Below are 20,647 nucleotides of genomic sequence, written 5' to 3' on the forward strand. Positions count from 1 at the left end.
CGCTCGACTTGCATGTATTAGGCACGCCGCCAGCGTTCGTCCTGAGCCAGGATCAAACTCTCCATAATAGGTGAGTCGATTAGCTCGACTTTGTTGCTGGCGTCAAATTAATGACGTTTTAAAATGAACAATTAAGTTCAAGTTTTGCTTCCCACACCGAAGTGTGTTCCGCTTTATTGTTGACGTTTTGCTGTTCAGTTTTCAAGGTTCATTTGTTTGCCGTTGTTGTAATGGCAACTTTTATATCTTATCAAATCTTGTTTGCTATGTCAACAAAAAGTTTTGATATTCTTTTTTTCACTTTGTCGCTTTCAAATCAGCAACTTTATAAATATATCAGCCTGACTTATAAAAGTCAACACTATTTCTTAAAAAGTTATAAGAATATGGAAATCGTTAATACACTAGCTATTCCTGGAACGCCAAGGAATGCAATCAATAAGCCAGATACAATGTTGACGGGAATGAAAAGACCAAACTGACTTGCGATCAAGTGGATTGCAAACAAGATGACAAAAGCAAAGGCAATTCTAAACCACCAAATAGAGAATGCTTCGATTACTCGTCCTTTTGATGCTTTGTTTAAAAATAAAAAAAGAAGTACAGCTATACCAATTAAATAAAGAGTCAGCTTCATGGAGCTTCTCCCACCTCTCATAATAAGTTATCAACTAACTATATGAAGGAATCGGTATAACATATACTTCATTTCAAAAGGATTTTTCGTATTCTCGCTTCTTTATATAGAAAGAAGTGTTTGCTTTCGGCAATTTTGCGCTGGACAATGATGGACAACTCATAGTCATCCATTAGTTCTTCAATGAGTTGAGCTTGCTGCCATTCTTCTTTCGTTTCTTTCATTAAAGAAATTAACTTTGTATCAAATTCTCTTTTAAGTTTCGCTTTCTTGAAAAACATGTGGCAGTTAGGCCTCCTCTTTATAGCTCACGTCGGCCTTCTAACGCTTTCGATAAAGTAACTTCATCTGCATACTCTAAATCTCCACCTACAGGAAGGCCATGTGCAATACGGGTTGTCCGAATTCCGGATGGCTTTACAAGACGGGAAATATACATAGCAGTTGCTTCACCTTCTATTGTAGGGTTCGTTGCTAAAATCAATTCTTGCACTCGCTCATCCTGCAATCTTTTCAGTAAAGGCGGTACGTTAATATCTTCAGGTCCTATCCCGTCCATTGGCGAGATCGCTCCATGCAACACATGATAAAGTCCTTTGTAGTCTCTCATTTTTTCCAAAGCGATGACATCTTTCGTATCTTGGACAACACAAATGATGGTGTCGTCGCGTTGTTTGTCTTGGCAAATATGGCATGGGTCTATATCTGTAATATGACCACAAATAGAACAGTAACTTAAGTTACGCTTTGCATCTACCAACGCTTTAGCAAATTCAAGTACAGTGTCCTCTTTCATGCTTAGCACGAAAAATGCCAGACGGGCCGCAGTTTTCGGCCCAATACCTGGCAATTTCATAAAACTATCAATTAGTTTTGATATCGGTTCAGGATAATGCATGTGATTTCCTCCTAGAACATGCCAGGGAGGTTCAATCCCTTCGTGAATTGTCCCATCGTGGAGTTCGAAGTTTCTTCTGCTTTTTTCATCGCATCGTTTGTAGCGATTACGATTAAGTCTTGTAACATTTCGATGTCTTCTGGATCAACAACTGATTCATCCAAAGCAACACTGATTACTTCTTTGTGTCCAGTAACAGTTACTTTAACCATACCGCCACCTGCAACACCTTCAAAATGTTGAGTTCCCAATTCTTCTTGAGCCTCAGCCATTTTCTTTTGCATTTTTTGCATTTGTTTCATCATACCTTGCATATTACCCATTCCACGCATACTATTTTTCCTCCCTAATCATCATGTATTTCTACAAATTCTTTACCAAATAATTTTTCCGCTTCCACAATCAACGGGTCTTCCGTGGCTGCTTTCTCTTCCTGCATAAAGCTTAACATTTCATCCGCAGCTTGTTCCGTCTCACTTGGCTCAGCTGTTGCATCTGCATCAGAATCGGACGCCTTCAACCCTTTGTTGCGAATAAACTCTTCACGGATTTTCACCCAAGCTTCTTCAGGAACAAAAAGAATCTCATACATCTTACCTGTTAAATTCATGAGCAATTGAGAAAAGGCGCTTGAAAACGTTTGATTATCCGCAGCCATTTGGCAATGAATATCATATTTGAATTTTAACACAAATGCGCCGGTAGATGCCGCAACTGGTTCTGCTTCATTCAATAACGCGGCATGTGATTTTTGCAATTGCGTCATAATCGTTGGCCAGTGCGATTTGATTAACTGAATATCTTGCTTCGTTGCCGTTTTTAAGACTTCCTGAATGCGGCCTGACGGTGCTTTGAAACCAGTTTGAGTTCTTAACCTCTGGCGTTTTTGTGATTCACTCGCTTGAGGAGTTTGTGCACCATTTGTTGCAATTCCTTGTTTCAGTTGTTGTTCAAGCGCGATGACGGTTCGTTCAAGTTGAGCAATTTTCTCTTCAAAGGGACTTAAATCCACTGTCGCTTGCTGAGAATTAGTTACTTTAACTTGTGACATTTTTAATAGAGCGGTCTCTAAATAGACTTTTGCATGATTCGAGTAACGCATTTCCTGTTGAGTGGCTGATAAGATTTCGATGTAACGATATAACGTATCAATCGGGAACTGATGGGCAAGTTGTTTAAACTTCTCCTCACCAGATGCGAGTTCCAATAACTCATCAAGAGATGGAGCTGTATTCATTAATAACAGGTCTCTGAAGAAGGTAATTAAGTCCTCAGTTAAGCGAACTGCATCTTTTCCTTCTTTCATTAATTCTTCTAAAAGAGTTAATACTTTCCCAACATCTTTCGTTAATAAGGACTCTGCCAGTTGGTAGAAGATATCCTGCCCAATTGACCCCGTTACAAGAAGTGCATCTTCCACTGTCATTTCGTCACCACTGAACGATACCACTTGATCGAGCATGCTCAGCGCATCACGCATACCGCCTGATGCAGCTTGTGCAATGACTTTCAATGCTTGATCATTTGATGGGATTCCTGAATCAGCCAATACGACATTCATGCGATCCACAATATCGGATGCCGTAATTCGTTTGAAGTCAAAGCGCTGACATCTAGAAATAATCGTGAGTGGCAATTTATGAGGCTCTGTGGTCGCCAGTATAAACACAACGTGAGCCGGTGGTTCCTCTAGTGTTTTCAATAAAGCATTGAAAGCACTATTTGAGAGCATATGCACTTCATCGATGATATACACCTTAAAACGTGAGTTTGCGGGAGCAAACCGAACTTTTTCAATTATATCGCGAATTTCTTCAACTCGTGAATTGGATGCAGCATCGAATTCAATAACGTCTGTATTCGATCCGTTGGTAATACTTTTACACGTTTCACATTCATTACACGGCTCAGATACGGGTGCCTTTTCACAGTTCAGCGCTTTGGCAAAGATTTTTGCCGCACTTGTTTTCCCAGTCCCCCGCGGACCATTGAATAAATAAGCATGTGTCGTTTTATTATAAAGGAGAGCATTTTGAAGGGTTTGTTTCACATGTGCTTGACCTGACATTTCTGCGAATGATTGCGGTCGGTAAACACGATAAAAAGCTTGATACGCCAACTGATTTCTCCCCTTATAGTGTGATTTTAAACAGTTCTTTAATTATAACATAAGGCACTCACTCTAGCTCTTTGAAAGCAAAGAATTCGAGAATGAAAAAAGGCGTTCATTCGCATGGTTAGCGAACAAACACCTGTATGGAAGTATGTATACCGTGCACCTTCCTTCGACTGCTATACATAAGCGGAACCTCTGTCGTTAGCTCTGCCTAGGCTACCCTGCGGCACATGAGAAAAGTCCACTTAAGGCTGCTTCCTTCCGGACCTGACCTGATTCATGGATACCCATTGCGCAGGACCCAGACGTCAACACTACGTGCAAAAGTCAGACCCTACATATAAACAGCCTCAGAGAAGGAGTTCAGTCTCGCTAGAGCGGATTGCGAGTTACAAGACACCGCTACCTTCCCACCTAGCACGGTATTTATTAGTATACTTACTTAGCCGAAAAAAATCAAATCCTTCTATTTCATTCTCTGAGACTTTTTACTAAATCATTACCTCGCTTGAAGGAAAAAGGGTTTTTCTTATTGAATAATAGGAATGTAAATTTATCCTCACTTTAAGGAGAAACCTAACATGAACACAAAATTGATTTTAGTTGAAGGGTTGCCTGGCTTTGGGAAATCAACAACAGCCAAACTTATGCATGAACTATTGAAAAAGAATGATATAGAAAACGAACTTTTCTCTGAAGGAAACCTAAACCATCCTGCAGATTATGATGGAGTTGCTTATTATACAAACGAAGAATTTGAAAAATTACTTTCAGCAAACACTGAGTACGCAACTATATTAAAAGAAAATGCGAAACAACAAGAGAACGGAACTTTCATTTCCTATCAAAAAATGAAAAATACAAACCATTCAAGTCTTCCTGATGACGTATATACGCTTCTTTCAAAAAATGATATTTATGAATTGCCTCTCGATATACATATTCTACTTATGATAAATAACTGGAAGGAATTTGTTCAACACGCGCTCAAGAGTCACAAAACCTATATTTTCGAATGCTGTTTGATACAGAACCCCATAACCATCAGCATGATTAAATACAATGCCTCTAGCGATATTGTTTCAGACTATATCTTACAGCTGGCAAAAATAATTGAACCATTGAACCCTTTGTTAATTTACGTGGATCAAGAAAATCTTGAAGCCTCATTCGAAAAAGCCTATAAAGAACGAGACAACAATTGGGCTGAAGGATTTATTAATTACTATACGAATCAAGGGTACGGAAAAGCAAATGACTATACAGGAGTCGAAGGAACCTTAAAAGTTCTGGAAGCGAGAAAGTTGTTGGAAAATGAAATCGTTGATCAAATTGATTTTATGAAGGTAAGGGTGAATAACTCTTCGTATAATTTCACACAGTATAAAACCATGCTGGACGTAATCGTGAAAGAAAAAGTGATTTAACACTTCAAAAGGGCACCTCTTACTTCCCGCTTTCCTTTATTATCTTATGCACCGCAAATCATTTTAAAAAAATGCGCAAATAAACGAAATACTTAAATTTTAATTTAATCACCTGTAGTTGTTGACTTTAGTTTTTGTACGTGATAAATTATATTCTGTTGACACGGAGGTATACCCAAGTTTGGCTGAAGGGATCGGTCTTGAAAACCGACAGGGGAGTCAAATCCCGCGGGGGTTCGAATCCCTCTACCTCCTCCATTTTTTCAACAAACACGCGCATATAAATGGAGATTGTTATTCGTTACTAACGTAACGAATTTTCTTCTAACATAACTAATCAGAATATTATGAAGGCAACTCATTGAGTTGCCTTTTTTTGTGCTTTCTAACTACTAATTTCCAATGGTTTGTAACGTAAACTGCTTTTCTAACGTTAAATGGAAGAATAAGGAGGGTTCGGATGAAATGTAAATCATTATTGATTTCCTTAATGTTATCACTCGTATGTTCACTGGTATTCTTGCCAACGAAAGCATTGGCCGACTGGGCTCATTCGTTTGTTATCTGGGATGGCTATATTTATGTGATAAGTGATGAAGAGGTCGATCAAATCGGAAAAGAAATTGGAGAAGTAACAAGTTACTCCGATATAGAGGGTACGTATTCCGGTAATTTCTCAAATTCGTACGCCAGTGGCACGAAGTATTTTTCTATCCTGGATACAAGCACAGATGTAGCGATAGCGATTGAAGACCCCAATGGGCAATATTATAAAGCGACGCGTGATGGGCAATATGCTGGCAACAAACTGCCCACCCCTTTTCCAGGACCTAACAATAATGACAGTTTCACTTTACTCCTCGGCCTCATAGCACTTTTTCCAATCATTGCGTTTGCTAGCTACCTAACAGTTAAGCGAAACAAATGAGATATTTGCAAATAGAAAAAAGCCTCCAGCTTTTGCTGAAGGCTCGTCCATTTTATCTACGTAACATCGATGTTTGTTGAATAAAGTGACCAATACGCTCAACAATCGGTTCCACAGTCTCAGGATTTTTCATCAAATCATAATCATTGATATTTAATCGCAGGACAGGACAGCCGTTGAAAGAATTGATCCAGTTTTCATAGCGTTCATGCATTTCGTACCAATATTCAACTGGAGTGGATTGTTCCATTGGACGCCCACGTAATTGAATGCGGCTTAAAATGTCTTCAATTGATCCATCCAAATAAATAAGTAAGTCTGGATGCGGGAAATACGGCGTCATCACCATTGCATCAAAGAGACTTGTATACGTCTCATAATCTGTAAGGTTCATTGTGCCTTTTTCCATATGCATTTTAGCGAAAATCCCTGTATCTTCGTATATCGAGCGATCTTGAATAAAACCGCCGCCGTATTCAAAAATACGTTTTTGTTCTTTAAAACGTTCTGCCAGGAAATAAATTTGTAAGTGAAAGCTCCATTTTTCAAAGTCATCATAGAAACGATCTAAATATGGATTGGCGTCCACTTTTTCAAAAGAGGTATGGAATTTTAGTGCATCTGCAAGTGCTTTGGTCATCGTTGATTTCCCTACACCCACTGTACCCGCTATTGTAATCACGGCATTTTGTGGAATGCCATATTTTTCACGTAAGTTCATGCGTGGAGACTCCTTTTTTGTAGCGTTTCATCTACTTTATTTAAGATCCATTTCAAATCAGATTCGTTTTGAACAAAATCAATTTCATCTCCGTTGAAACGAAGAACCGGAATTTCCGGATGTGTTTCTTCAAAGTACTGAATGAATGCATGGTAATCAGCTGAAAGTTGTTCCATATATTCTGCACTTATCAATTTTTCGAATTCACGCCCGCGCTGTGCAATGCGTTTCATCAGTGTATCCACGCTAGCATGCAAATAGATGACCATGTTCGGCTTTGGCATATCCTGAGTCAAAATACGGTAAATTGATTCGTACTTCACATACTCTTCTGCCGGAAGTGTACGTTTGGCGAAGATTAAATTTTTGAAAATGTGGTAGTCCGCAACGACAGGTTCATGATTGGCAATGTATTTCTTTTGAATATCACTTAGTTGTTTGTAGCGATTGCAAAGGAAAAACATTTCCGTTTGGAAACTCCACTCTTCAATATCTTCATAAAACTTATTTAAAAATGGATTTTCATCCACAATTTCTTTTAAAAGTTGAAACTTATTTGCATCGGCTATGGCCTTAGATAATGAAGTTTTTCCAACACCAATTGGGCCTTCAACTGTGATAAATGGAATCGGCATCAGAAGTCCTCCTACTCGTTCTCAGTCGTTCAGTGCCCTTTATTCTATCATAGCTGGAAAACGAAAAACAGAGCTAAAAACCACTTTTCCAAAGCGGAAAAGGGTTTTAGCTCTATCTTTTTTTCACGTGGAACATTTCATTAAGAACGACCCAGTTCTGTGGGAATTGGAAGGCAATGTGCCAGTAACTGATTCCTTTCAAACCTAATTCTTTTAATAAATCAAATTTTGCTTTAATCGAACGGGCATCCTCAAACCATACTACATGTTCTTTTCCGTCCCGCCAGTAATTGAAATATGGTGCTTGCGCTACCTCATCATATAAGATTGCTGCATTACGTTCCCGGGCAAGTTCCACTGCCCGCTTCGGACTAATCGTTTGAGCCGGTGGATTTCCTGGTTTATACGGTAATGTCCAGTCATACCCGTACAAATTTTGACCCATCATGATTTTTTTAGCAGGTATTTCTGTTAATGCATACGTGAGTACTTTACGTACCGGTCCAATTGGAGACACAGCCATCGGTGGACCTCCACTATAGCCCCATTCATAGGTCATAATGACAACAAAATCGACTACTTCACCGATTTTTTTATAGTCATGCCCTCCATACCATTTTCCGACCTGATCGGCGGACGTTTTCGGAGCAAGTGCAGCAGAAAGAGTCAAACCTGTTGCCGCTGCTTTTAACCTCTTTAAGAAATTAACATAGTTTTGTCGATCTTCTTTTCGTAAGTACTCAAAATCCACATGAATATCTTTTGCATTTTTCGCCTTGGCTTCAGCCAGGATATTTTGAATGAGTTTATCTTGCACAGCAGTGCTCGCGAAAATGTCTTGCGCTAAAGTATCACTGAATGCACCATTCTCGATATTGGAAATAACGATAGCAGAAACCATATTTTCATCTTGCGCAATCTGATCAAGTCCACTCCAATCCAATGGCGTTAACGTACCATCCCGTTTGACTTCATATGAAAATGGCATCATATACGTCAATAATGGACCACGTTTCTTTACCTCATCCAGCACAGCTTGGGATGGTTTTTCGGTGTACCATTCCACGTACGCATTCGTTTCAGTCGTTGGGCGATTTGGATTTGGTGCGCCAGGAATGACAATCGTTTGACCGACTACCAAAACGTTCGGATCAGTAAGCTCATTGATATTGGCCAGTGTGGTAGGATCGACCCCGAACCTATTGGCAATAGAGTACAGACTATCCCCTTGCTTTACTACATAAATATTCATCGAAAACCTCCTTGTTCCATATCTCATTTATGCTATGCGTAGGATGAACAAAACATGCTACACTAAAATGAAGGAGCGATGCGGAATGGATGTATTTGAAAAAGACCGGACTTTCATGCTTGAAGCATTAAGCGAAGCTCAAAAAGCTGCCATTCTAGGTGAAGTGCCAATTGGTGCAGTTATTGTTTATCAGGATGAAATCATTGCACGTGCACATAACTTAAGAGAAACGACTCAAAACGCAACGACTCACGCAGAGTTGTTGGCAATCCAGCAAGCTTGTGCAAAAATCGGAAGTTGGCGCCTGGAAGAAATGACCCTTTACGTCACACTTGAACCTTGCCCGATGTGCGCTGGGGCAATATTGCAGTCACGAATTCCCCGGGTGGTTTACGGTGCACGTGACGTTAAAGCAGGTTGCGTCGACTCACTCTATCGATTGTTAAACGACTCTCGGTTTAATCATGAATGTGAGGTAACTGAAGGGATATTAGCTGAAGAATGCGGAGGAATTCTTACACAATTTTTCCGTAATTTACGTGAACAAAAAAAGAACCGGAAACGAACTTAAGTTAAAGTTCATTTCCGGTTTTCTTCATTTTTCAATATTTATTTACTGATGATTTCTTTTCCACCCATATATGGACGTAAAACCTCAGGAATGATGACAGAGCCGTCTTCTTGTTGGTAGTTTTCCAAAATAGCAGCAACTGTACGGCCAAGTGCCAATCCACTACCGTTTAACGTATGCACAAATTCCGGTTTGGCATTTGGCTCACGACGGAAGCGAATGTTTGCACGACGTGCTTGGAAATCCTCAAAGTTACTGCAAGAAGAAATTTCACGGTACACGCCTTGTGCAGGAATCCATACTTCGATATCGTATTTTTTCGCTGCCGTAAATCCTAAATCCGCTGTACACATTTTCAAGACACGGTATGGCAAGCCCAATAATTGAAGAACTTTCTCCGCATGTCCTGTTAATTTTTCCAATTCATTATAAGAATCATCAGGATTCACAAAACGAACAAGTTCCACTTTGTTGAATTGGTGTTGACGAATCAAACCACGTGTATCGCGCCCGGCAGAACCCGCTTCAGAACGGAAACAAGCACTGTAGGCAGCAAAACCTTGTGGCAATGCATCTTTTGTTAAAATTTCATCACGGTAGAAGTTTGTTACCGTTACTTCAGACGTTGGAATCAAGAAGAAATCTTCTTTTTCAATTAAGAATGCATCTTCTTCAAACTTCGGCAATTGACCTGTCCCTGTAAGACTTGCACGGTTTGCCAAGTATGGAGGCAGCATTTCTTCATAGCCATGCTCTTCGGTATGAAGATCGATCATGAAGTTCATAAGAGCACGTTCCAAACGAGCACCTAGACCACGATAGAACAAGAAACGGCTACCAGTTGTTTTTGCCGCACGTTCGAAATCGACAATATTCAAATCTGTCGCGATATCCCAGTGAGGTTTTGGTTCAAAATCAAATTCGCGTATTTCTCCCCATGTACGATCTTCAACGTTATCATCTTCAGAATCCCCAACCGGAACGCTGTCGTGTGGAATATTTGGAAGACGCATCATCATGTCTGCAAACTTTTCTTCTACACTACGTAATTCTTCATCCAACACTTTGATTTCATCGCCTACTTGACGCATACGCAAGATTACATCGTCCGCATTTTCTTTATTGCGCTTCATAACCGCAATTTTTTCAGATGCCTCATTTCGTTCTGCTTTTAATACTTCAGCTTTGCCGATTAGTTCACGACGTTTAGAATCCAGCTCTGCAAATTGATCAAAGTTTCCTAAGTCCTCACCGCGCTTTTCAAGTTTTGCTTTCACTTCTTCGTAATTATCTCTTACGCGTTTTACATCTAACATGTATTTTCCTCCTTCGATTTCGATGATGGGAGATTAGTAACAAGCGTTAAAAAGACGTTTTAGAAAACGCTGAAAAGCGTTGTAGCCCACTCACGCTCGACTCCCCCAGTGGAAGCAAGGTCTCCTTTGCGACGAGTAACCGCAGGAGCCAAAGGAATCGAAAACTCGTTTTCGAATGAGTTTCTGAAGCGAAGGTACAAGCTGGGCTACGAAGCTGGACAACAAAAAAAGCCCTCCATCCCCTTGGAAAGGGACGAGAGCTACCCGCGTTGCCACCCTGATTGATTTGTCCATGCGAACAAATCCACTTGTCTCATAACGGCTTTTCAACCGGCTGCAACTTACTAATTTTCAGTCGCGCAACTCCAGGACGGATTCACAAGTGTTTTTACCAGCTCGCACCACCCGCTGGTTCTCTTCAAAAAACGGAACTTGTTACTACTTCCCATCAACGTTTCATATGTGAAATTATCCATACTTTACTACAGGATATGTATTTTGGCAAGCTGTTATACAAGAAAAAACATCAGCTTACTCCATTTAAGGAACAAGCTGATGTCTTTTAAATTTCAATAATTAATTTACACCCACTGCTGTAAATGCTGATTTCACACTTGCCACTTCACTGCTGCTTGCGCCATAAAGGTCAGTCGCTGCTTGAACAGCTGCTACACGGTATTGGCTAAAAGTAGAGTTTGGTGTTAAATACTGTGTTAACGTACGGTAGAAAATTTTACCCGTTTTGTCATTGCCGATTCCTGCTACGCTAACACTGTAATGTGTGCCGCCATTTGCTAACAGGTATGCAGCTTTGTTGCTGATTCCACTGTTCGAGTGAACACCGCCATTATCCGATGTTCCTACATAACGTTTCGAGTAATGATCCGGATCTCCATTTTCTGTTGGGTCTGCCATGGATCGTAATGCATCACCTGATGTTCCCGGTGTATAAATGTCTTCTCCCATTAACCAGTCAGGATTGTTATTGAAATGATATTCTACTAACGTACCGAAAATATCAGACATTGATTCATTGATTGCGCCTGATTCATTTTGATAGACTAAATCCGCAGTTGTATCCGTCACGGCATGAGTCAACTCATGTGCGATAACGTCAAGCGATCCTGATAGAGGGATGAATGTAGAGCCATCTCCATCACCATACACCATTTGCGAACCACTCCAGAAAGCATTGTTGTAATTGCGACCGTAATGTACGGTAGAAATTAATTGTGCCCCATTGCCATCATAGCTATTACGGTTATGGACATTTTTATAATAATCATATGTTTGGGCAGCGTAAGCGTGAGCATCAACAGCTGGTGCATCAAAAGCCGCGTTCAACACGTTATCTGTATCCAACCATAACGTTCCTGGTGTTTGTGTACGGTTTTTACCATTATACGTAAAGATTCCGTTTCCACGCGTACGATCCACCAAATATGAACCATTGCTGTTCGTTACCGTATTAAATGACTTCGTATCACCTAAAACACCCTTACCCGAACCTACTGTGTTGGTACCTGTTGGTGATGTAACACCAGGTGATGATTTTGCTTCATGAATCTGATTATACGAGGCTAAAATCTCCCCTGTTTGAGCATCTACGAAATACTGATAGTTACCTGGTGATGGATATAAGAATTCAAACTCAAAAGCATACGCGTAGTTAGCTTTTCCATCTTTCACATAGATTACGAATTCAGGTTTTGCTTCTTTCTCAAGTTCTGGTGCTTCTCCTACTTTTGCTTCCAGATCTTTGGATGCAATCGCTTGAGCTTCAGCATGTTTGATTTTTGCGCCACTCTTTAAAGATTGTTTTTTATCTAATTCTGGTGCTAGTTCACCAGATACAGCTGTCAATACACCATCCGCATCAATATGCGCTGTTAATACTGATCCGAAGACTGGTACACCTTTATAAACTTGTTGTAATTTTACTAGAGTGAAGCCCGCTTCATCTTTTGTTTCATCTAGTACTTTGAAATTAGAATAAGAATCATTGCTGGTTTTATAGAGTCCTTGTTTTTCTGCTAAATAATTTAACACAATGTCTTTTGCTGCTTTCTTCGATGGGGCTGTTAGTTTACCAGAAATAAAATCCGGTGTGTTGCTTTTTTGATTCATGTGGACTTTTTCAGAATTTGCATTTCCTGGTGCTGCCTGTACTGGGGCAATAGCTGCAGATAATGCAACTGTTGCTGCTAAACTCAGACTCACGACTTTTTTCTTCTTCACTCAACTTCACTCCTCAGTTTCTGAAAATTCCGAAATAATTCCGGGTAATTCGTATTGTATCTTTTCTACTATTCTGAATAAATAGGTAACTATCACTGTTTTTTATTGATTAAATACAGGTTTATTCTCCCGTTGAAAAAATGGATAATTTTTCTTAAACTAGTCTTTTGAATCATTTGTTTTAATAAACCTATATCAATAGATAGAAAGATTATCTAATTAATATCCATTTCAATTTAACATTTACACATTCTTCTAAATGTGGTTAGGTGGTTACAATTTAATAATCATCTTTTAGAACTTCAAAAAAAATAAGCCTGCACAATGGCAGGCTTAATCTTAAACTTTTTGCTTTATAAAATTTTCTACTAATTGGACAAAATAAGCAGTTACACGATGATCATCCGTTAGTTCCGGATGAAAAGAGCACCCTAAAAATTGTCCTTGTTGGGCCATCACAATACGACCGTTATGTTCACATAATACTTCTGTCTTAGGTCCAACTTCATTAATATGCGGTGCCCTTATGAACACAGCAGGAAAATCATCTGCAACACCTTTTATTAAAAGGCTCACTTCGAAACTATCGACTTGTCGACCAAATGAATTACGTTCTACTGTCACATCCATTACTCCTATATGCGGTTGCTCATATCCTACAAGTGAACTGGCCAGGAGGATAAGCCCTGCACACGTCCCAAACATCGGATGTCCCGCTTTTGCAAATTCGCGTAATGGTTCCATCATGCCGTATAAATCAATCAGACGACGCATCGCTGTGCTTTCTCCGCCCGGTAGAATTAATCCATCAATCCCAGACAAGTCTTCCACACGTTTGACAACGACTGCTTGTGCTCCGCTCGCTTCTATCGATTGAATATGTTCTCGAACAGCTCCTTGTAGAGCCAATACTCCGATTTTCACCATATTACAGTACTCGATCCTGCATTCGATCTTTCGCTTCTAAACGGGACATTTCAATCCCTTTCATCGGCACTCCAAGGTCTTTTGAAATCTCAACAAGTAATTTGTAGTCTTGGTAGTGCGTCGTCGCTTCAACGATTGCACGTGCAAATCTTTCAGGGTTATCTGATTTGAAGATACCTGATCCTACGAAAACTCCGTCTGCTCCAAGTTCCATCATCAATGCTGCATCTGCAGGAGTAGCTACCCCACCTGCTGCAAAGTTTACAACCGGTAATCTGCCCAAGTGTTTGATTTCAAGTAACACATGGTAAGGAGCACCTAGAATTTTTGCTTCCGTCATTAATTCGTCTTCATTCATGTGAATGATTTTACGTACCTGAGCATTTAATTTACGCAAATGACGCACTGCTTCTACAATATTACCCGTACCAGGTTCCCCTTTTGTGCGAAGCATGGAAGCACCTTCACCAATTCTTCGAGCTGCTTCACCTAAATCTTTGTTCCCACATACAAAAGGAACGGTGAAATTACTCTTAATTAAATGGAACTCTTCATCTGCTGGTGTTAATACTTCCGATTCATCAATATAATCTACACCCATTGCTTCTAACATGCGGGCTTCAGAAATATGACCAATACGTGCTTTTGCCATAACTGGAATTGTTACTGCATTCAGTACTTCTTCCGTAATTCGCGGATCAGCCATTCGTGCTACGCCACCTGCTGCACGAATATCAGAAGGTACTCGTTCCAATGCCATTACTGCTACTGCTCCTGCCGCTTCAGCAATACGAGCTTGTTCTGCGTTGATAACGTCCATGATGACGCCACCTTTTTGCATTTCTGCCATACCACGTTTTACACGATCCGTACCTGTTAAATGTTGAGTCATTGTATATAGCCTCCATTTCATCTAATATTATTAGTATAATGAAGTATGACCATTTAAAAAGTGTCAGTTTTGAACTATTTAATAAGGTCAGTTAGGAGCGAATGATGGATATTTGGCTCAATCAAGTAGATAAATCCTCACCAACACCTCTATATGAGCAGCTTTATCGTGAAATGAAGGAAGCAATCATTCGGGGTGACTTAGAGGTCGGCACTAAGTTGCCTTCTAAAAGACAGCTGTCGGAATTTCTAACTATCAGTCAAACAACAATTGAACTCGCCTATGGACAGCTGGTTGCTGAAGGTTTTATAAAAGCTGTTGCGCGGAGTGGATATTACGTAGAACAAGTGGAAGAGCTTGCTTATGTAGATGAAACACGAATGGAACATGAGCAATCGGAATCGTTGAAACACGTCTACAGTATTGATTTTAACTCGGGTCGTATTGACACTTCTGCTTTCCCTTTCAATCAATGGCGAAAGTATGCAAAAGAAGTGTTAGATGAAACATCTCGGGATTTATTGCTACTCGGTCATCCTCAAGGGGATGTGGAGCTAAGACAGGAAATTGCGAGTTATTTATACTCCTCTCGTGGTGTTCGTTGTACAGCACAACAAGTAGTGATAGGTTCAGGAACCGAACAGCTGATGCCACTTTTGATCCGTTTACTCGGGAAACAATCCGTCTTCGCTATTGAAAACCCGGGCTATCCGATGACCCACCATATTTTTGACAATAACGATCGGAAAACTTTGGCCGTTCCTGTCGATGAAGATGGTATGCAAGTAGCACAATTGGATAAGAAACCTGCAAACGTTGCCTATGTGACGCCTTCGCACCAATTCCCTACCGGGGCGATTCTCTCCGCTTCCAGACGGGTTCAATTACTTAACTGGGCTTCTGCCAAAGAAGGGCGCTATATTATCGAAGATGACTATGACAGTGAATTCCGCTACGTTGGTAAACCAATCCCATCTCTTCAGGGAATGGATCAGCGAGAACGCGTCATTTACATCAGTACCTTTTCTAAATCACTTATGCCTTCCCTACGCATTGCCTATTTTGTGTTACCAATGCACTTGCTGCAAGCGTATCGACAAACATTTCCGTATTATTCATCAACGGTGCCGAGACTCGATCAACATGTTCTTGCGCAGTTCATGAGAGACGGCCATTTTTCAAAGCATTTGAATCGTATGAGAAAGTTATACCGTAAAAAATTGGAGAAGTTAACGCAAGCATTGGACGCGTATAAACCTACCGTCCAAATTTCAGGCGAGCAAGCAGGCATGCACATCGTCTTAACGATTGATAGCGAATCGTCTGATCGCGAGTTAGTTGAACTTGCCAAACAGCAAGACATTCGGGTATACGCCTTGTCCGACTACCATCATCCAACCGAAAATATTCCCTCCAACCCCCAAGTGCTGATTGGTTTCGGTGGTTTTGAAGAAGAAGCATTTGGACCAGCAATAGAGGCCTTAATGAAAGCTTGGCATATAAAGAAAGCATAAAAAAACCGTGATTTCTTCAATTGAAGGAATCACGGTTTTGATTTGTTTTTTGCTTAGAATAATCCACCGACAAAGTCAGAAGCACCATTCCATAGTTTGCCGAAGAAATGACCAACACCTTGTAAGCCTAAAGTGAACCAGCTTGCACGTTCAACGGCTTCAGTTGTTACAACATCAGAAGAATTTGAAGCGCCTGTGATGTACCCGTAATCTGACCCTTCAGACTTCACAATTTCCACATGACCAATTACTTCATCCTTCTTAATCGGAGCTTCCAAAGAACCATCTTTCATTTTCTTCTCATCAAGCACCAATTTGGGCTTGTATAAATCTTTTTCGCTTGATTTAATGACCATTTCAATCGGCTCTTTTACTGTAATGCCGACTTGGTCTTCTTTCCCTTTAATTACAGGGATATCTTTTTGGTCTTTAAATACATACCCTGCAGGTAAAACTTCTTCTTTTGCAAATTGCGAGAACCCATAATCAAACAATGCACGAGCAGCGTCAAATCGTGCTTTGTAAGAACCCTCGCCTTTGCTGTCTACTGCCTTCATGACAACCGCAATCACACGCATTCCATCTTTTTCAACTGTACCAGTGAAACAGTGGCCGGCAAAATTCGTTGTACCGGTTTTCAGCCCATCTACTTTAGCACCCTTGTATTCATACACCAATCCTGGAAGCATGAAGTTCCAGTTTTCCATGTTGATGGCGTCGTCTGTGCCTTCACGGAAAACTTTTCTTGGAATGCTCGTCGTTTCAAGCACTTCCGGGTAATCTTTCAACAAATGGTAAGCAAGTTTTGCAACAGACTTTGCAGGCATAACGTTTTCATCCTGAGGTCCAGTTCCTTGAGGGTGCATTCCTTGTAGATCTGAATTGCTCAACCCAGTAGAGTTGACGAATTTATATCCTTCCAATCCCATCTCTTCGGCTTTCTTGTTCATCATGTTGACGAATTCTGACTCCGTCCCTGCAATCGTTTCAGCGATGGCAATGGTTGCTGCATTGGCTGAATAAATCGCCATTGCTTCATATAATTCCTTGATAGAGTATGACCCATCACGACGAAGAGGCACGTTACTCAATACACGATCTTGTGAGATCTTCCATGTGTAATCTGTTACTGAATATTGTTGATCCCAAGTAACTTGTCCGTTTTCAATCGCTTCAAATAATAAGTACTCAGTCATCATTTTCGTCATACTTGCTATACCTAAAGCTGTATCTGCATTTTGTTCGTATAATATTTTTCCTGTATCCGCGTCAATTAATATAGCACCGTCAACCAATAAATTCAGACTCTCTTCAGCATCTGTAGAAGCCGGTTGCGTTACAACCATACTTACCATCAGAATCGGAAGGAGTAACCAGCGCACTAGCGCCTTGCTCACTGCACTTTTCACTTCAGAACCTCCGCCATTCTCTTTTTTAATTTTCCCTTGCTCATTTTATCACAAAAATCTGGCATACGGGACGTTCTGAAAAAAAAGCACCCAATCTGCCTAAAATATAGACGGCAGATAGGTGCTAAAGTTCCGTTATTTAATTAGATAGAGTAATTTGGAGATTCTTTCGTAATTTGCACGTCATGCGGATGGCTTTCAATCAACCCTGCACCCGTCATTTTGATGAACTGTGAATTCTCGCGTAAATCTTGTAAATCTTTCGTTCCACAGTAACCCATACCTGCACGAATACCACCCATCAATTGATGGATTGTATCTGAAAGTGGTCCTTTATAAGGAAGACGACCTTCAATTCCTTCAGGTACTAACTTTTTGGCATCGTCTTGGAAATAACGGTCTTTCGAGCCTTTTTCCATCGCCCCGATTGAACCCATTCCACGATATACTTTGAATCGACGACCTTGGAAGATTTCAGTTTCTCCAGGACTTTCTGAAGTTCCTGCAAGTAAACTTCCGAGCATAACCACGTGTCCACCTGCCGCTAAAGCTTTTACAATGTCTCCAGAATACTTAATCCCGCCATCGGCAATGATTGTTTTGCCATGTTTACGAGCTTCTGTCGCACAATCGTAAACAGCCGTAATTTGGGGAACACCGACACCCGCAACAACACGAGTTGTACAAATTGATCCTGGACCAATTCCTACTTTCACCACATCAGCACCAGCTTCAAATAATGCCGCCGTAGCTTCAGCAGTTGCTACATTCCCTGCAATGATATCCAATTCAGGATACGTTTTACGAATCGCACTGACAGTATCGATTACGCCCTGTGAATGACCATGAGCCGTATCGATAACAATCACGTCGACTTGAGCTTTTACAAGGTGTTCAACACGCTTCATTGTGTCAGAAGTAACTCCTACTGCAGCACCCACCAACAAACGTCCATGATGGTCTTTTGCTGCATTGGGGAACTCAATTACTTTTTCGATATCTTTTATCGTAATTAATCCTTTTAATACACCAGACTCATCCACAATCGGCAGCTTTTCGATTTTATATTGTTGTAAAATCTTTTCTGCATCCTCAAGAGTTGTCCCTACTGAAGCAGTAACCAATTCTTCTCTCGTCATCACATCTTCAATTGCCAATGAGTAGTCCTGAATAAAGCGAAGATCGCGGTTTGTAATAATCCCGACCAACTTTAACTCTTCTTCATTGTTAACAATCGGTACACCAGAAATACGGTATTTACCCATTAAATGTTCTGCATCGTATACTTGATGAGTCGGCGTAAGGAAGAAAGGATCTGTAATAACGCCATTTTCAGAACGTTTTACCGTGACGACTTGCTCAGCCTGTTCTTCAATGCTCATGTTTTTATGAATCACACCAAGACCACCTTGACGAGCCATTGCAATCGCCATTGCAGCTTCAGTGACCGTATCCATACCAGCACTGATCATTGGTATATTTAATTTGATTTTCGACGTCAAATGAACAGACAAACTAACATCTTTCGGTAACACTTCAGACTTCGCTGGAACAAGCAATACATCATCAAACGTTAAGCCTTCTTTAACAAATTTTGATTCCCACATAATCTCTTACGCCTCCCTATATCCTCATGAATATTATTGATAAGGTTATCAGCGGCTACATGGACTGTCAAGGAACATGGAATAAGAAAGATTATTCGGACATTTCATTAAATATATTGCAACAAATCACCTTCAATTTTCTTTGGCGATGATTGTGGTGCATAACGTTTTACAACTTGCCCGTCGGGATCGACCAAAAACTTTGTAAAGTTCCATTTAATATCTTCGGTCAATAACCCTTTCTTTTCAGAAACCAGGTGTTGGAACAATGGATGAGCACTGTCACCTTTCACATCTATCTTCTGGAACATCGGGAATGATACGCCATAATTCAATTGACAAAATTCCATTGTTTCTTTTACATCATCAAACTCTTGATTGCTAAATTGCCCGCATGGGAAACCTAAAACGACAAGACCTTGATCCTTATATTCATCATATAATTCTTGTAACTCTTGAAACTGTGGAGTGAATCCGCATTTACTAGCAGTATTCACAATAATCATAGGTTGCCCTTTATAATCACTTAATGAGACTTCCTTGCCATTCACTAAAGTTGCAGCATAATCATAAACATTCGTCATTTGACAACATCCTCTCGTCTTGCATTTTATATTCTTAACATATCGAGTTACCCGGTAATGTACAAGTAATTGGATTCATCAATACGCTTACAAACTAGCTATAGCTTTAGTAGTTAACGATTGATAGATTAATGGATTACTCATGACAATCACTCTTTCAAGACGTATAGCAAGCTGTAGCTAATCTCATAAGCCAAGTTAAGTTGATTAGTGAAACAAGATATCTTTTCTAAAACAGGGGTTTGAAAATTTATCGCTCAAACTCATCTCACTGGCTAGTAGACTTGTTGAATCAACTTCTCCTAATCAACCGAATCTTCCCTTTAAATAACCCTTCCTCCACGGAAAAGAGCCATGGAGCGTAAGCAGAGTGGTTTCCCATTTACGTTCTTGGGCTATTACATAAAGTTACGGTCTCAGAAAGACTAATTGTTTATATTTTCGCTACGCTCCTGTTCAAACCATTTAAAAAGAACACAAAAAAACCGATACCTCGGAAGGCACCGGTTTCTTACTTTGCCTAGCGACGTCCTACTCTCACAGGGGGAGCCCCCCACCTACCATCGGCGCTAGGCTGCGAAAAGAGATGCACTGCGTATTTCTTCATCATCTGCGGGCTTCTCGTTTCTCACGTATGTTATACGCTCCGAGACTCGCCCCCTTGTTTCCTCGAACTACTTGCACCTCTCTTTTCTCGCACACCTTCGATTCCTGTTTAAAAAAGAACACAAAAAAACCGATACCTCGAAAGGTACCGGTTTTTTACTTTGCCTAGCGACGTCCTACTCTCACAGGGGGAAACCCCCAACTACCATCGGCGCTAAAGAGCTTAACTTCCGTGTTCGGTATGGGAACGGGTGTGACCTCTTTGCCATTATCACTAGACTTTTTTGAGTGTTTGTTCACTCAAAACTGGATAAACGGGTCATTGAAAACCATTCAAATTCATTTTGGTTAAGTCCTCGATCGATTAGT

At 40.5% G+C, this 20,647-nt stretch carries 19 protein-coding genes, 1 tRNA gene, 2 rRNA genes, 1 other RNA gene and 1 other annotated feature; of the genes, 5 read left to right on the forward strand and 18 right to left on the reverse strand.

Features of this window, described 5'->3' with window-relative positions; genetic code table 11:
- The 7 genes from AC1DSK_RS16375 to ffs all read right to left on the reverse strand — a co-directional run.
- Positions 1–68 (reverse strand): 16S ribosomal RNA (locus AC1DSK_RS16375); the annotation flags it as partial.
- 308 nt (positions 69–376) lie between these two features.
- Positions 377–637 carry a pro-sigmaK processing inhibitor BofA family protein gene (locus tag AC1DSK_RS16380; protein WP_016428967.1) on the reverse strand — a complete coding sequence of 87 codons (261 nt, stop codon included), beginning with the start codon at positions 635–637 and terminating at the stop codon, positions 377–379.
- 68 nt (positions 638–705) lie between these two features.
- Positions 706–918, reverse strand: a complete 213-nt coding sequence (locus tag AC1DSK_RS16385; RefSeq protein WP_477548625.1) for a YaaL family protein — start codon at positions 916–918, stop codon at positions 706–708.
- A 20-nt stretch (positions 919–938) separates the two neighbouring features.
- Entirely contained in the window at positions 939–1,535 is a 597-nt protein-coding gene (recR, locus tag AC1DSK_RS16390) for a recombination mediator RecR (RefSeq protein WP_016428965.1), read from the reverse strand.
- A gap of 11 nt (positions 1,536–1,546) precedes the next feature.
- Complete coding sequence (locus AC1DSK_RS16395; protein ID WP_477548626.1) at positions 1,547–1,867, reverse strand: YbaB/EbfC family nucleoid-associated protein; 321 nt, start codon at positions 1,865–1,867, stop codon at positions 1,547–1,549.
- Positions 1,868–1,881: 14 nt separating this feature from the next.
- Positions 1,882–3,654, reverse strand: coding sequence for a DNA polymerase III subunit gamma/tau (gene dnaX, locus AC1DSK_RS16400; RefSeq protein WP_342542605.1), 1,773 nt, complete (start codon positions 3,652–3,654; stop codon positions 1,882–1,884).
- A 152-nt stretch (positions 3,655–3,806) separates the two neighbouring features.
- An RNA gene (ffs, locus tag AC1DSK_RS16405) (signal recognition particle sRNA large type) lies at positions 3,807–4,074 on the reverse strand.
- 158 nt (positions 4,075–4,232) lie between these two features.
- On the opposite strand from ffs, the gene AC1DSK_RS16410 reads away from it, so the two are divergent.
- From AC1DSK_RS16410 to AC1DSK_RS16420, 3 genes are all read left to right on the forward strand, one after another.
- On the forward strand, positions 4,233–5,078 hold the full coding sequence (locus AC1DSK_RS16410; RefSeq protein ID WP_477548627.1) for a P-loop NTPase family protein: 846 nt from the start codon (positions 4,233–4,235) through the stop codon (positions 5,076–5,078).
- Between the two features lie 165 nt (positions 5,079–5,243).
- A tRNA-Ser gene (locus AC1DSK_RS16415) sits at positions 5,244–5,336 on the forward strand.
- 202 nt (positions 5,337–5,538) lie between these two features.
- On the forward strand, positions 5,539–6,006 hold the full coding sequence (locus AC1DSK_RS16420) for a hypothetical protein (RefSeq protein ID WP_477548628.1): 468 nt from the start codon (positions 5,539–5,541) through the stop codon (positions 6,004–6,006).
- A gap of 52 nt (positions 6,007–6,058) precedes the next feature.
- Here AC1DSK_RS16420 and AC1DSK_RS16425 read toward each other — a convergent pair whose 3' ends face one another.
- The 3 genes from AC1DSK_RS16425 to AC1DSK_RS16435 form a co-directional block, all read right to left on the reverse strand.
- Complete coding sequence (locus tag AC1DSK_RS16425; protein WP_427448158.1) at positions 6,059–6,727, reverse strand: deoxynucleoside kinase; 669 nt, start codon at positions 6,725–6,727, stop codon at positions 6,059–6,061.
- Positions 6,724–7,362 (reverse strand): deoxynucleoside kinase, encoded by a 639-nt coding sequence (locus tag AC1DSK_RS16430; protein WP_477548629.1) that lies wholly within the window; start codon positions 7,360–7,362, stop codon positions 6,724–6,726. The genes AC1DSK_RS16425 and AC1DSK_RS16430 overlap by 4 nt, the downstream gene beginning before the upstream one ends.
- 112 nt (positions 7,363–7,474) lie before the next feature.
- Positions 7,475–8,614, reverse strand: a complete 1,140-nt coding sequence (locus AC1DSK_RS16435) for a glycosyl hydrolase family 18 protein (RefSeq protein WP_477548630.1) — start codon at positions 8,612–8,614, stop codon at positions 7,475–7,477.
- Between the two features lie 85 nt (positions 8,615–8,699).
- Here AC1DSK_RS16435 and tadA point away from each other — a divergent pair, with 85 nt between their 5' ends.
- Positions 8,700–9,185 (forward strand): tRNA adenosine(34) deaminase TadA, encoded by a 486-nt coding sequence (gene tadA, locus AC1DSK_RS16440; protein WP_477548631.1) that lies wholly within the window; start codon positions 8,700–8,702, stop codon positions 9,183–9,185.
- 38 nt (positions 9,186–9,223) lie between these two features.
- On the opposite strand, the gene serS is transcribed toward tadA, so the two are convergent.
- The 4 genes from serS to pdxS all read right to left on the reverse strand — a co-directional run bounded on the left by serS (position 9,224) and on the right by pdxS (position 14,558).
- Entirely contained in the window at positions 9,224–10,501 is a 1,278-nt protein-coding gene (gene serS, locus AC1DSK_RS16445) for a serine--tRNA ligase (protein ID WP_477548632.1), read from the reverse strand.
- Between the two features lie 246 nt (positions 10,502–10,747).
- Positions 10,748–10,962: a binding site (T-box leader), on the reverse strand.
- A gap of 115 nt (positions 10,963–11,077) precedes the next feature.
- The gene (locus AC1DSK_RS16450; RefSeq protein WP_477548633.1) at positions 11,078–12,739 is read right to left on the reverse strand and encodes a M4 family metallopeptidase; all 1,662 of its coding nucleotides are present in this window, start codon (positions 12,737–12,739) and stop codon (positions 11,078–11,080) included.
- Between the two features lie 339 nt (positions 12,740–13,078).
- The gene (pdxT, locus tag AC1DSK_RS16455) at positions 13,079–13,666 is read right to left on the reverse strand and encodes a pyridoxal 5'-phosphate synthase glutaminase subunit PdxT (RefSeq protein WP_477548634.1); all 588 of its coding nucleotides are present in this window, start codon (positions 13,664–13,666) and stop codon (positions 13,079–13,081) included.
- 1 nt (position 13,667) lies between these two features.
- Complete coding sequence (pdxS, locus tag AC1DSK_RS16460; RefSeq protein WP_016428953.1) at positions 13,668–14,558, reverse strand: pyridoxal 5'-phosphate synthase lyase subunit PdxS; 891 nt, start codon at positions 14,556–14,558, stop codon at positions 13,668–13,670.
- A 104-nt stretch (positions 14,559–14,662) separates the two neighbouring features.
- Here pdxS and pdxR point away from each other — a divergent pair, with 104 nt between their 5' ends.
- Positions 14,663–16,072 carry a MocR-like pyridoxine biosynthesis transcription factor PdxR gene (pdxR, locus tag AC1DSK_RS16465; RefSeq protein ID WP_477548635.1) on the forward strand — a complete coding sequence of 470 codons (1,410 nt, stop codon included), beginning with the start codon at positions 14,663–14,665 and terminating at the stop codon, positions 16,070–16,072.
- 53 nt (positions 16,073–16,125) lie between these two features.
- On the opposite strand, the gene AC1DSK_RS16470 is transcribed toward pdxR, so the two are convergent.
- The 4 genes from AC1DSK_RS16470 to rrf all read right to left on the reverse strand — a co-directional run bounded on the left by AC1DSK_RS16470 (position 16,126) and on the right by rrf (position 20,557).
- A complete protein-coding gene (locus AC1DSK_RS16470; protein ID WP_477548636.1) occupies positions 16,126–17,481 on the reverse strand; it encodes a serine hydrolase in 1,356 nt (451 codons plus the stop codon).
- 143 nt (positions 17,482–17,624) lie between these two features.
- Complete coding sequence (gene guaB, locus AC1DSK_RS16475; RefSeq protein WP_477548637.1) at positions 17,625–19,088, reverse strand: IMP dehydrogenase; 1,464 nt, start codon at positions 19,086–19,088, stop codon at positions 17,625–17,627.
- A 107-nt stretch (positions 19,089–19,195) separates the two neighbouring features.
- A complete protein-coding gene (locus AC1DSK_RS16480) occupies positions 19,196–19,672 on the reverse strand; it encodes a glutathione peroxidase (RefSeq protein ID WP_477548638.1) in 477 nt (158 codons plus the stop codon).
- Between the two features lie 769 nt (positions 19,673–20,441).
- Positions 20,442–20,557 (reverse strand): 5S ribosomal RNA (rrf, locus tag AC1DSK_RS16485).
- Positions 20,558–20,647: the final 90 nt, after the last annotated feature.

The sequence above is a fragment of the Paenisporosarcina sp. P4_B8 genome, assembly GCF_056402175.1.

Coding starts and splice junctions, on each gene's coding strand:
- AC1DSK_RS16435 (WP_477548630.1), bottom strand. CDS start 8,614: ATGAATATTTATGTAGTAAAGCAAGGGGATAGTCTGTACTCTATTGCC.
- AC1DSK_RS16420 (WP_477548628.1), top strand. CDS start 5,539: ATGAAATGTAAATCATTATTGATTTCCTTAATGTTATCACTCGTATGT.
- recR (WP_016428965.1), bottom strand. CDS start 1,535: ATGCATTATCCTGAACCGATATCAAAACTAATTGATAGTTTTATGAAA.
- AC1DSK_RS16480 (WP_477548638.1), bottom strand. CDS start 19,672: ATGACGAATGTTTATGATTATGCTGCAACTTTAGTGAATGGCAAGGAA.
- AC1DSK_RS16425 (WP_427448158.1), bottom strand. CDS start 6,727: ATGAACTTACGTGAAAAATATGGCATTCCACAAAATGCCGTGATTACA.
- guaB (WP_477548637.1), bottom strand. CDS start 19,088: ATGTGGGAATCAAAATTTGTTAAAGAAGGCTTAACGTTTGATGATGTA.
- AC1DSK_RS16430 (WP_477548629.1), bottom strand. CDS start 7,362: ATGCCGATTCCATTTATCACAGTTGAAGGCCCAATTGGTGTTGGAAAA.
- AC1DSK_RS16385 (WP_477548625.1), bottom strand. CDS start 918: ATGTTTTTCAAGAAAGCGAAACTTAAAAGAGAATTTGATACAAAGTTA.
- AC1DSK_RS16380 (WP_016428967.1), bottom strand. CDS start 637: ATGAAGCTGACTCTTTATTTAATTGGTATAGCTGTACTTCTTTTTTTA.
- pdxR (WP_477548635.1), top strand. CDS start 14,663: ATGGATATTTGGCTCAATCAAGTAGATAAATCCTCACCAACACCTCTA.
- AC1DSK_RS16410 (WP_477548627.1), top strand. CDS start 4,233: ATGAACACAAAATTGATTTTAGTTGAAGGGTTGCCTGGCTTTGGGAAA.
- AC1DSK_RS16395 (WP_477548626.1), bottom strand. CDS start 1,867: ATGCGTGGAATGGGTAATATGCAAGGTATGATGAAACAAATGCAAAAA.
- pdxT (WP_477548634.1), bottom strand. CDS start 13,666: ATGGTGAAAATCGGAGTATTGGCTCTACAAGGAGCTGTTCGAGAACAT.
- tadA (WP_477548631.1), top strand. CDS start 8,700: ATGGATGTATTTGAAAAAGACCGGACTTTCATGCTTGAAGCATTAAGC.
- pdxS (WP_016428953.1), bottom strand. CDS start 14,558: ATGACTCAACATTTAACAGGTACGGATCGTGTAAAACGTGGTATGGCA.
- serS (WP_477548632.1), bottom strand. CDS start 10,501: ATGTTAGATGTAAAACGCGTAAGAGATAATTACGAAGAAGTGAAAGCA.